Origin of the sequence: Aquabacterium sp. (genome assembly GCF_044226965.1) — a bacterium.
Lineage (GTDB): Bacteria > Pseudomonadota > Gammaproteobacteria > Burkholderiales > Burkholderiaceae_C > Pseudaquabacterium.
The window spans coordinates 1-11,745 of record NZ_JBGAGA010000114.1; the positions used below are offsets into that span (position 1 = coordinate 1).

The window sequence follows — 11,745 nt, forward strand, 5'->3', positions numbered from 1 at the left end:
GTTCTGGTTGACGCGGCGGAACTCGTAGGTCGAGAAGCCGTACTTCTTGTAGTCGATGCCGCCGCGGACGCTCAGTTTGTCGGGTATGGCGTCCCAGGTGAGGTCCATGTTGGCCACGTCGATGCGGTTGTCCGAGCCCTGCGGGCGGATGCGGATCTCGCTGGTCGTGGTGTTGGCCACGGTGGACGGCTGCGTGCCGCTGGCCACCTGCGGCACGCCCACCAGCGTGAGCGCACCGCCCGCCTGCGCCGGGTCGAACGGGTAGCTGATCTTCGGCAGCCGGTCGTTGTCGCGGAAGTCGATCGCGTAGCCGTTGACGTTCAACGCATCGAGCGTGGTGGTAGTCTGGATCGGGTTGCGGAACTTCGAATCGGCGCGGCCGAGCTTGGCCTTGAGCTTCAGCGTGTCGCCGATGTCCTGTTCCAGCGAGAGCGCCGGCTCGGTGAAGGTGGTGGTCAGCTTGTCGAAGCGCGACTCGGCGCGGATGTCCACGCCGTTGTACACGCCGTACAGCAGCGCGCCGTTGGGGCCGTAGGCGGTGTCGACCACGCTGGTCTGCGGCTTGCCCCCCTGGCCCGCGGTGCGGCTGAACGAGATGGCTTCGAGGAAGTCTTCCTGCCGCGTCGCGTCCAGCTTCGCGTACATCACGTCCAGCGTCAGCAGCGTGCCTTCGCGGGGCTTCAACTGCACCGAGGTGGTCAGGCCGATGCGTTCCTGCTCGTGCGTCAGGCGGCCGTAGCGCGGCAGCCGCGGGTGGAAGTTGGCCGCGTTGCTGGCCGCGTTGTAGGCCGCGATGGTGTCCGGCGTGCCGGTCAGGCGGCCCACGCCTTGCGCGGCCGGTCCGCAGGTGGTGGCGGTGGAATTGCTGGGGTTGTTGGTCACGCCGGTGGGGGCGCACCAGCCGCCGGAGGAGGCGCCGTTGTCCCAGCGCACGGTGCTGAAGCCTTCCTCGTACAGGTTGCGCTTGGAGTACGCGCCCGACACCAGCACGCCGAAGCTGCGGTTCTCGTTGGTGTTGGACACGAGGAAGGCTGCGCGCGGGTTGGTCTTCTGCGCCAGGTCGTTGTAGCGACCCTGCAGCGAGGCGCTGGCCTTGAAGCCCTTGAAGTCGAAGGGGCGCGAGACTTCCAGGTCGACCGTCGCGCCCAGCGAGCCTTCGTCGACATCGGCCGAGGCGCTCTTGCGCACGGTGATCGAGTTGAACAGCTCGGCGGCGAACACGTTGAAGTCGAAGCCGCGCGAGCGGTTGTTGCCGCCGGACGAATCGGTGCCGCCGGTGGTGGCCAGCGCCTCGATGCCGTTGATGCGCACGCGGGTGAAGTCCAGCCCCAGGCCGCGCACGGTGATGTTGCGGCCTTCGCCGGCATCACGGTCGATCACCACGCCGGGAATGCGCTGCAGCGATTCGGCCAGGTTGGTGTCCGGGAACTTGGCGATGTCCTCGGCCTTGATGACGTCGACGATGCCGAAGTCCTCGCGCTTCTTGTTCAGCGCCGATTCCAGCGACGCGCGGAAACCGGTGACGACCACCGTCTCGGGGTTGTCCTTGGCGGCGGGCTTGGCTTCCTGGGCTGCGGCCGGGGCGGCGGCCTGCGTGGCGGCAAGGGCCAGCACGGCCAGCGTCAGCGGGCTGGGACGAAGGGTAGGGCGCCTGTTCATGGCTTTGTCTCCTGATAACGTACGAAAAGGGCGTCCACCCGGCGGCAGGCATGCGCTTGGCCGGTGCCCCTGCGGCAAGGCAGGGGCACTTCACCAGTCCAGGTGTCGTGCGAAGGTCACGCGGCGCTCGCAGGGCGCCGTTTCAGGGAACCGGGCGCGGCGGGCTGCAGTGCCCGCGGCGCCACGTGTGCCAGAGGCCTCGCGCCCCTGCTACAGATAGTCCTCGCGGCGAGGGGAAAACTGGTCCAGCAGCGTGCTGCCGGCTTCGAGCGCCACCACGCCATGCGTCTGCAGGCGGGGGGCGATGAACGCGTCGCCGGCGCGCAGCACGCGCGTGGTGCCGTTCACCGTGGCCTCGAACGCGCCGGACACCACGTAGGCGATCTGGTCATGCGCATCGTGCGCATGCGGCGTGCCGACGGCGCCCTTGTCGAACTGCACCAGCACCGACATCAGCTCGGGCGTGTGGCCGACGATCTTGCGGCGGATGCCCTCGCCCAGCTCGGTCCAGGGCTGGTCGTCCTGCAGGAAGAACGTGCTCATCTCTCTCCTCGTGCGGCACCTGCCGTGTGGGGCTTTCCCGGGGCCCGAAGGCCTTGCGAAACAGCGAATTGCAGGTACTATAGCCCCACGAATTCAATTTTGAAACAGCGGTTCAACAAACAAGAACGCTGTTTCCGGGAAAGTCCCAAGGAGTCCTGATGCAGATCCGCCAACCCGTGCACAGCGAGCATGCCCGCACGCTCGACACCGCCGGCCTGCGCCGCCATTTCCTGGTCGAAGACCTGTTCCAGCCCGAGCAGGTGACGCTGACCTACAGCCAGATCGACCGCATCATCGTCGGCGGCATCCACCCGGTGAGCCAGCCGGTGCGCTTCGCACCCGAGCTCGGCAAGCACACCGGCACCGACTACTTCCTGCAGCGGCGCGAGCTGGGCCTGATCAACATCGGCGGCGCCGCGCTGGTGGAGGCCGATGGCAAGCGCTACGAGATCGGCCCGCGCGAGGCGCTGTACATCGGCCAGGGCGCGAAGGACCTCGCCTTCAGCAGCGTGGACGCCGCCCAGCCGGCCAAGCTGTACTTCAACAGCGCGCCGGCCCACACCCACTACCCGAACAAGAAGATCACGCTGTCCGAGGCCTCGCCCGAGACGCTGGGCGACGCCAAGTCGAGCAACCGCCGCACCATCCACAAGTTCATCGTGCCCGACGTGCTGCCCACCTGCCAGCTGCTGATGGGCATGACCCAGCTCGAACCCGGCAGCCTGTGGAACACCATGCCCTGCCACACGCACGACCGGCGCATGGAGGTCTACTTCTACTTCGACATGCCGGACAACGGCGTGGTGTTCCACATGCTGGGCGAGCCGACCGAGACGCGCCACATCGTCGTGCGCAACGAGCAGGCGGTGATCAGCCCGAGCTGGAGCATCCACTCGGGCGTCGGCACGCAGGCCTACACCTTCATCTGGGGCATGGTGGGCGAGAACCAGGTCTTCAAGGACATGGACCACGTGCCCATGACCACGCTGCGCTAATTCACGAAAGACGCGTGAGCATGGTGCTCGAGCAATTCAGCCTGCAGGGCAAGGTGGCCATCGTCACCGGCTGCAACACCGGCCTCGGCCAGGGCATGGCGCGCGCATTGGCGCAGGCGGGGGCCGACATCGTCGGCGTCAACCAGTCGGCCGCGCGCGAGACCATGGACCAGGTGCAGGCACTGGGCCGCAGCTTCCTGGACCTGCGCGCCAACCTCGGCGACAGCGGCTGCATCGACGGCCTGATGCGCCAGGCCGTGCCCTGGCGCGGCCGCGTCGACATCCTGGTCAACAACGCCGGCATCATCCGCCGCGAAGATGCCATCAAGTTCAGCGAGAAGGACTGGGACGATGTGATGAACATCAACCTGAAGTCGGTGTTCTTCTTCTCGCAGGCGGTGGCGCGCCAGTTCATCGCGCAGAAGAGCGGCGGCAAGATCGTCAACGTGGCCTCGATGCTGTCGTTCCAGGGCGGCGTGCGGGTGCCTTCCTACACCGCCTCGAAGAGCGGCGTGATGGGCATCACCCGGCTGATGGCCAATGAATGGGCCGGCTACCGGATCAACGTGAACGCCATTGCGCCGGGCTACATGGCGACCAACAACACCGCAGCGTTGCGGGCCGATGAGTCGCGCAACGCGTCGATCCTGGAACGCATCCCGGCGGGGCGCTGGGGCGTGCCGGACGACCTGGCAGGGCCGGTGGTCTTTCTCTCGTCCGCCGCGTCGGACTACGTCAACGGCTACACCGTCGCCGTCGACGGCGGCTGGTTGGCGCGCTAGCGAACAAGGTGGACCCGGCTCCACAGAGGGCGGGCCAACGGAGACACGATGTACGAGAACAAGCGGATCGGCTTCCTGTTCGTGCTGCCCTTCGTGCTGGGCGTGCTCGGCTTCAAGCTGTTCCCGTTCGTGATGAGCCTGGCGCTCAGCCTCACCGAGTACGACGTGTTCTCGCCGCCAAAGGTCGTCGGCCTGGCCAACTACGTCGAGATCGCCGCGAAGGACCAGGTCTTTCGCCAGTCGCTGGGCGTCACGCTGCTGTTCGTCGGCCTGGCGGTGCCGCTGCGCGTGGGCTTCGCGCTGTTCATCGCGCACGTGCTGAACTTCAAGCTGCGCGGCATCAACTTCTTCCGCTNAGCTTCCTCGACCTGCGCGCCAACCTCGGCGACAGCGGCTGCATCGACGGCCTGATGCGCCAGGCCGTGCCCTGGCGCGGCCGCGTCGACATCCTGGTCAACAACGCCGGCATCATCCGCCGCGAAGATGCCATCAAGTTCGGCGAGAAGGACTGGGACGATGTGATGAACATCAACCTGAAGTCGGTGTTCTTCTTCTCGCAGGCGGTGGCACGCCAGTTCATCGCGCAGAAGAGCGGCGGCAAGATCGTCAACGTGGCCTCGATGCTGTCGTTCCAGGGCGGCGTGCGGGTGCCTTCGTACACCGCATCCAAGAGCGGCGTGGTGGGCATCACCCGGCTGATGGCCAACGAGTGGGCTGGCTACCGCATCAACGTCAACGCCATCGCGCCGGGCTACATGGCGACCAACAACACCGCCGCCTTGCGGGCCGATGAGAGCAGGAACGCATCGATCCTCGAACGCATTCCGGCGGGGCGCTGGGGTGTGCCGGACGACCTGGCAGGGCCTGTGGTGTTTTTGGCCTCTTCTGCATCCGACTACGTCAATGGCTATACCGTCGCCGTGGATGGCGGATGGTTGGCGCGGTGAAACTTGTGCTGGGTCAGTCTGCCATGCGTGGCGCGCCCGGTCGGCTTGGGCTGCTGGCGCAGCGGGCCGACTCCGGCGGTCAGCCCTGCGGGCTGACTGCGCTGCGGTTCTCGGCCTGGGGGCGCGCGGTCTATTTAGCTGCGTCCGCTGCGCGGACTGCGCACAGATCCCGCGAGTCAGTCTACGAAGCGCGCTGCGCGCGCCGCCCCCAGTCCTGCGATCCTCGCCGCCTCCCACGGTCCCGCTGCGCGCCGGCCCAGCCGACCTTGCCGAACGGCGCGCATGCGATTCGTGCCCGTGCACCGCTGGTCCGCAAAGTCGCAGGCCGGCAGGCTGCGGCGCGCGTGGTAGGCGCCGACCTGGCGCGGTTCGGGGGGCGGCGTGCCCACAGGGCACGCATCCACAACTGACTCGCGGGATCCGTGTTCCGCGCAGCGGAGGTGGAACCGCGCGCCCCCGGGCCGTGACAGGACGGGAAGTCGGCCCGCAGGGCCGACCGCCGGAGGCGCGCGCTGCGGCCTGCCGGCCCGCGACTTTGTCGCGCCACTGATCGCAGGTATCAAGAGCACCAGGCCGAGCCAGAGGGTAAGCACCGGAGACACGATGTACGAGAACAAGCGGATCGGCTTCCTGTTCGTGCTGCCCTTCGTGCTGGGCGTGCTCGGCTTCAAGCTGTTCCCCTTCGTGATGAGCCTCGCGCTCAGCCTCACCGAGTACGACGTGTTTTCGCCGCCGCAATTCGTCGGGCTGGCCAACTACGTCGAGATCGTCGCGAAGGACCAGGTCTTTCGCCAGTCGCTGGGCGTCACGCTGCTGTTCGTCGGCCTGGCGGTGCCGCTGCGCGTGGGCTTCGCGCTGTTCATCGCGCACGTGCTGAACTTCAAGCTGCGCGGCATCAACTTCTTCCGCTCGGCGTTCTACCTGCCGTCGATCCTGGGTGGCTCTATCGCGGTGGCAGTGCTGTGGCGATTCATCTTCTCGCAGCGCGGGCTGGTGAACCTGGTGCTGGCCAAGATCGGCATCGAGCCCATCCTGTGGCTGGCCGACGAGCGCTGGTCGATCTGGACCGTGGTCACGCTGTTCACCTGGCAGTTCGGCTCGTCGATGGTGATCTTCCTGGCCGCGCTGCAGAACGTGCCGCAGTCGCTGTACGAGGCGGCCGAGATCGATGGCGCCAACAAGTGGCAGCAGTTCACCCGCATCACGGTGCCGCTGATCACGCCGGTGATCTTCTTCAACCTGGTCATGCAGCTGGTGCAGGGCTTCCAGGAGTTCAACGGGCCCTACATGGTGACCGAGGGCGGGCCGCTGCATTCGACCTACGTGCTCAGCCTCTACATCTACGAGGAGTGCTTCAAGTACTTCAACCTCGGCTATGGCGCGGCGCTGTCGTGGGTGCTGTTCGCGCTGGTGGCGGGCTTGAGCGCGGTCTCGTTCTGGACCTCGAAGTACTGGGTCTTCTACGCCGGCGAGAAGGAGAGCCGCCGATGAGCGCCACGGCGACCGACCTGTCACCGCCACTGACGCTGCGCGAACGCCTGGGCCTCGCGCTGCGCTATGGGGCGCTGGGCCTCGTCGGGCTGGTGATGCTGTACCCCATCCTGTGGCTGGTGGGTGCCTCGTTCAAGAGCAATGCCGAGATCTTCGGCCAGATCGGGCTGCTGCCCTCGCACCTGGACTTCTCGGCCTATGCCAAGGGCTGGAAGACCAGCAGCGAATACACCTTCGCCACCTACTTCCTGAACTCGTTCCTGATCGTCGTGCCGCGCATCGTGGTCACGGTGATCTCCTGCGTGCTGGTGGCCTACGCCTTTGCGCGCTTCGAGTTCTGGGGCAAGAAGATCCTGTTCTCGGTGATGGTGACGACGCTGATGCTGCCGCACATCATCCTGCGCATTCCGCAGTACCTGATGTTCAAGCAGTTCGGCTGGCTCGACGGCTACCTGCCGCTGATCGTGCCCTCGGCCTTTGCCACCGACACCTTCTTCGTCTTCATGCTGGTGCAGTTCCTGCGCGGCATCCCGCGCGACATGGAAGAGGCCGCCACCATCGACGGCTGCAACCCGCTGCAGCTGCTGCTGTACGTCATCGTGCCGCTGCTCAAACCCGCCATCGTCTCGGTCATCGTGTTCCAGTTCATCTGGACCATGAACGACTTCATGGGGCCGCTGATCTACCTGAGCTCGGTGGAGAAGTACCCGGTCTCGCTGGCGCTGAAGATGACCATCGGCGCCACCGAGGAAGTGGAATGGGCCAGCGCGATCGCGATCTCGGTCGTCGCGCTGCTGCCCTCGGTGGCGGTGTTCTTCGCCGCGCAGAAGCATTTCATCGACAGCGCCGCGTCCAGCGGAATAAAGGGTTGACGCCGTGGCTGGCTTGCGTCTGAAGAAGATCGAGAAGGTCTACCCCAACGGCTTCAAGGCCGTGCACGGTGTTGACCTGGAGGTGCGCGACGGCGAGTTCATGGTCTTCGTCGGCCCCTCCGGCTGCGCCAAGAGCACGTTGCTGCGCATGGTGGCGGGGCTGGAATCGATCAGCGGCGGCGAGATGCTGATCGGCAACCAGCTCGTCAATACGCTACCGGCCAAACAGCGCGGCATCGCGATGGTGTTCCAGAACTATGCGCTGTACCCGCACATGAAGGTGTACGACAACCTCGCGTTCGGCCTGAAGCTGGCCGGCACGCCGAAGGCCGAGATCGACGCCCGCGTGAAGGAAGCTGCGCGCCTGCTGGAAATGGAGCACCTGCTCGACCGCTACCCCAAGCAGCTCTCGGGCGGCCAGGCGCAGCGCGTGGCGGTGGGCCGCGCCATCGTCAAGCGGCCCGAGGTGTTCCTGTTCGACGAGCCGCTGTCGAACCTGGACGCCAAGCTGCGCGCCGCGATGCGCGTGCGCCTGACCGAGCTGCACCAGGCGCTGCGCGCCCAGGGCCGACCCGCCACGGTGATCTACGTCACCCACGACCAGGTCGAGGCGATGACGATGGGCGAGCGCATCTGCGTGCTGAAGGACGGCACGATCCAGCAGGTGGACACGCCGACCGCGCTGTACGAGCGGCCGGCCAATGCCTTCGTGGCCGGCTTCATCGGCTCGCCGGAGATGAACCTGCACGACGTGCAGCTGCAGCTGGCCGACGATGGCGCTGCCTTCGCCTGGGCCGGGCTGCGACTGCCGCTGCCGGCGGCCAAGGCGCAGCGGCTGCGCGCGCGCGGCGACAGTCCGGTCAAGCTCGGCCTGCGCCCCGAGCACCTCGCCGCGCAGCCCGGGGCGCCCGGCGCGCTGCCCGTACCCGGCACGCTGCGCTTCCTGGAGCACATGGGCAACGAGGTCTTCGTGCATGCCGAGCTCGGTGGCCTGCCCTTCATTGGTCGTGTGGCGCCCGAGGCGCTGGGCGAGCTGGCCGGCAAGCAGCGCGGCGACGCGCATGTGTTCCACCTGCAGATGAGCGCCTGCCATGCCTTCGACGCGGCCAGCGGCGTGAACCTGCTGCTGTGACGGCCCCGACGATGCAACGCCGCCGTGCGCTCGCGACCCTGGCTGCCGGCCTGGCCGCGCCGGCCGTGCATGCTGCAGAGCCGATCACGCTGCGCTTCACCTGGTGGGGCGGCGGCGAGCGCCACCAGCGCACGCTGAAGGCCATTGCCGCGTTCGAGGCGCGGCACCCCGGCGTGAAGATCAAGCCCGAGTACATGGGCACCACCGGCTACCTCGAGAAGCTGACGATGCAGATGGTGGGCGGCACCGAGCCCGACATCATGCAGATCAACTGGGCCTGGCTAGCCATGTTCAGCCGGCATGGCGATGGCTTCCTGGACCTGAACCAGCAACGCGCGCAGCTGTCGCTGGACCAATTCGCGGACGAGGAAATCCGCATGGGCCTGGTGCAGGGCAAGTTGAACGGCCTGCCACCGTCGTACTCGGCGCGCGTGTTCGTCTGGAACGAGGCCAGCTTCGCGCGCGCCGGCCTCGCGCTGCCGCGCAGCTGGGACGAGCTGTTCGCCGCCGGCCCGGTGTTCCGCGCCAGGCTCGGCGAGCAGGCCTACCCGATCGACGGCGAGCCCTACGACATGCTGCTGCTGGCGCAGGCCTACGTGTTCCAGAAATACGGCACGCCGTATGTGCATGCCTCGGGCGCGCGGGTGGCGATGAGCCCCGAGGCCTTGCGTGAATGGGTGGACGTGTACCAGCGCCTGGTCGATACCCACGTCGCCACGCCGCTGCGCTACCGCGCCAGCCTGGGTGGCGCCGAGAAGCCGCTGGAGCAGCAGCCCGACTGGGTGGTGGGCAACTGGGCCGGCAACTACACCTGGGACACCGCACTGCGCCTGCGCCAGAGCACGCTGGACGCGAAACAGCGCCTGGCCATCGGCGAGTTCCTGACGCTGCCCGGCGCGAAGAACAGCGGCATGTTCGGCCGCCCGGCGATGCTTTATGCGGTCAGCAAGCGCAGCGCGCATCCCGAGATGGCCGCTCGCTTCATCAACTACCTGCTCACCGATGCCGAGGCAGCGCGCACGCTGGCGCTGTCGCGCGGCGTGCCCTCGGCGGCCAGCGCCTTCCGCGCGCTGGACGAAGCCAAGATGCTGCCGCCGCTGGAGCTGGCGGCCTACCGGCAGATCAAGGCGCAGCGCGATGCCGGCCGCATCGAGCTGCCGTCCCCGAAGTTCGAGGACGCCCGCTTCCGCAAGTTCATGCGCGAGATCTTCGAACGCATTTCCTACGGCAAGCTCGACGCCCGGCAGGCGGCCCAGCGCCTGCTGGACGACGGCAATGCCCTTCTTTCCAGGATCAAGTGATGGCCACCGGCAAGCACACCGTCCGCACGCTCACTTTCGATGTCAGCGCCGATCCCGACACCGGCGCGCGGGTCACGCGGCTGACGCCGATCGACGTCACCTGCCACCGCAACTACTTCTACCAGAAGTGCTTCAGCAACGACGGCACGAAGCTGCTGTTCGCCGGCGAATTCGGGCCCGGCGACGACTGGCATTACCACTGGCTGGACCTGCGCAGCGGCGCATGCCTGCAGCTCACCGACCAGCCGCAGGAGAACACCTTCGGCGGCTTCCTGAGCCCGGACGACCGCCTCCTGTACTTCGTGCGCGCCAAGCGCCAGCTGGTGCGGCTGGACATGGCCACGCTGCAGGAAGAGGTGGCCTATGTCGTGCCCGAGGGCTGGGTCGGCTACGGCACCTGGGTGGCGAATTCGGCCTGCACGCAGATGGTCGGCATCGAGATCCTGGCCAGCGACTGGTTCCCGCTGTCGGACTGGCAGAAGTTCCGCGACATGTTCTTCGCGAAGCCGCGCTGCCGGCTGATCCGCATCGACCTGGCCACCGGCGCGCGCGAGACCATCCACCTTCTGCCACGAGGGCCCGCACGACCTGGTGGATGCGCGCATGTGGTTCATCGACGAGGACGGCTCGAACCTGCGCTGCGGCAAGCGCCATGCGCCCGGCGAGAGCTGCACCCACGAGTTCTGGGTGCCCGACGGCTCGGCGATGGTCTATGTCTCGTACCTGAAGGGCCAGCCCGAGCGCTGGATCCGCTCGCTCGACCCCGTCACGCTGCAGGACCGGCCGCTCGTGAAGATGCCGCCGTGCTCGCACCTGATGAGCAACCGCGACGGCACGCTGATCGTCGGCGACGGCTGCGCCAGCCCGGCCGACGTCGACGACCAGGCCGGCTACACGATCGAGCCCGACCCCTACCTGCACCTGTTCGACCTGAAGGCGGGCACCGAGCGCAAGTTGGCGCGGCACGACAGCAGCTGGGGCGTCTACAAGGGCGACCGGCAGGTGACCCATCCGCACCCCTCGTTCACGCCGGACGAGCGGCAGGTGCTGTTCAGCTGCGACAAGGCCGGCGAGCCGGGCCTGTTCCTGGTGGAGGTATGACCCCCCCCGCAGCGCCTTCGGCGCCTCCCCCCAGGGGGCGTCGCCAGCGGCCCGGCGAAGCCGGCTCCGCGGCGCCTGCTCGCATCGGTCCGAGCCTTGCGACGTGTCTGGCGCGGCGCGCAGCCGGGAGCTGGCTGCTGACCATCGCTGCAGGGTTCGCTGGCTGCATGTCGATGACGCCTGAAGTGAGCGTCAATCCCGACCGGCCGCAGCTGAGCGATGCCCAGGCCCAGGCCTTCGGCCGCGTGCAGGTGCTGGCCGGCTGGGACCCGCTGGCCGACGCGGACTTCGTCGCCGGCCGGGCGCCGGCCTTCCACTACCGCGTCGATCCGGCGCAGGCCGATGGCCAGCGGGTGTTCGCCACCGTGCAGGCCGCGGTGAACCGCGCGCATGCCGATGCGCTGGCGGGCCGGGCGCCGGCGCCGCGGCTGGTCATCGGCATCGCCCCCGGCCACTACCCGGAGCTGGTCTACCTGCCCGCTGGCGCGGTGCCGATCACGCTGTGGGGCGAGGGGGCCGATGCCGCGGCCGTGCGCATCGAGGCCACGCTCGATGCCGGCGTGCCCGCGGCGGACTACGCGGCCCAGCATGCGGCGGTGTTCGCGTCGCCCTCCCTGCATCCCGACATCGCCGCGATGGCCCGCAGCTGCGCGCGCGGCCCGACCCTCGGCACCGCCTGCACGGCGGTGCTGTGGACTCGGCGTGCCGGCACGCAGCTGCGCAAGCTGACCATTGCCAACGGCTACGACCAACGCCGCGGCGGCGCGCGGCGACAGTCCACCGGCCAGCACCAGGCGCTGGCGCTGAAGGCCGAGAACGCCGACCGGCTGCAGCTGGAGCAGGTGCAGCTGCTGGGCCACCAGGACACGCTGTACCTGGCCGGTGGCGCGGCCGGCGAACCCGCGCCGCGCGCCTTCGTCCA

8 protein-coding genes and 3 pseudogenes are annotated in these 11,745 nt (G+C 68.0%); 9 read left to right on the top strand and 2 right to left on the bottom strand.

Annotation, left to right across the window (positions count from 1 at the left end):
- Both ACILR4_RS28260 and ACILR4_RS28265 read right to left on the bottom strand, forming a co-directional pair.
- The coding region (locus tag ACILR4_RS28260; RefSeq protein WP_395704231.1) for a TonB-dependent receptor at positions 1-1,659 on the bottom strand (1,659 nt) is incomplete at its 3' end.
- Between the two features lie 210 nt (positions 1,660-1,869).
- Entirely contained in the window at positions 1,870-2,202 is a 333-nt protein-coding gene (locus ACILR4_RS28265; protein WP_395704232.1) for a cupin domain-containing protein, read from the bottom strand.
- Between the two features lie 158 nt (positions 2,203-2,360).
- On the opposite strand from ACILR4_RS28265, the gene kduI reads away from it, so the two are divergent.
- The 9 genes and pseudogenes from kduI to ACILR4_RS28310 form a co-directional block, all read left to right on the top strand.
- On the top strand, positions 2,361-3,197 hold the full coding sequence (gene kduI / locus ACILR4_RS28270; protein ID WP_395704233.1) for a 5-dehydro-4-deoxy-D-glucuronate isomerase: 837 nt from the start codon (positions 2,361-2,363) through the stop codon (positions 3,195-3,197).
- A 20-nt stretch (positions 3,198-3,217) separates the two neighbouring features.
- A complete protein-coding gene (kduD, locus tag ACILR4_RS28275; protein ID WP_395704238.1) occupies positions 3,218-3,979 on the top strand; it encodes a 2-dehydro-3-deoxy-D-gluconate 5-dehydrogenase KduD in 762 nt (253 codons plus the stop codon).
- 302 nt (positions 3,980-4,281) lie between these two features.
- Positions 4,282-4,926: pseudogene (locus ACILR4_RS28280) on the top strand (SDR family oxidoreductase); the annotation flags it as partial.
- A gap of 603 nt (positions 4,927-5,529) precedes the next feature.
- On the top strand, positions 5,530-6,417 hold the full coding sequence (locus tag ACILR4_RS28285) for a carbohydrate ABC transporter permease (protein ID WP_395704234.1): 888 nt from the start codon (positions 5,530-5,532) through the stop codon (positions 6,415-6,417).
- Positions 6,414-7,289 (top strand): carbohydrate ABC transporter permease, encoded by an 876-nt coding sequence (locus ACILR4_RS28290; RefSeq protein ID WP_395704235.1) that lies wholly within the window; start codon positions 6,414-6,416, stop codon positions 7,287-7,289. The genes ACILR4_RS28285 and ACILR4_RS28290 overlap by 4 nt, the downstream gene beginning before the upstream one ends.
- 4 nt (positions 7,290-7,293) lie before the next feature.
- Positions 7,294-8,421 carry an ABC transporter ATP-binding protein gene (locus ACILR4_RS28295; protein ID WP_395704236.1) on the top strand — a complete coding sequence of 376 codons (1,128 nt, stop codon included), beginning with the start codon at positions 7,294-7,296 and terminating at the stop codon, positions 8,419-8,421.
- Between the two features lie 11 nt (positions 8,422-8,432).
- The gene (locus tag ACILR4_RS28300) at positions 8,433-9,722 is read left to right on the top strand and encodes an ABC transporter substrate-binding protein (RefSeq protein WP_395704237.1); all 1,290 of its coding nucleotides are present in this window, start codon (positions 8,433-8,435) and stop codon (positions 9,720-9,722) included.
- Positions 9,722-10,823, top strand: a pseudogene (locus ACILR4_RS28305) (oligogalacturonate lyase family protein). Before ACILR4_RS28300 ends, ACILR4_RS28305 begins: the two are co-directional and overlap by 1 nt.
- A 167-nt stretch (positions 10,824-10,990) precedes the next feature.
- Positions 10,991-11,745, top strand: a pseudogene (locus tag ACILR4_RS28310) (pectin lyase fold-containing protein); the annotation flags it as partial.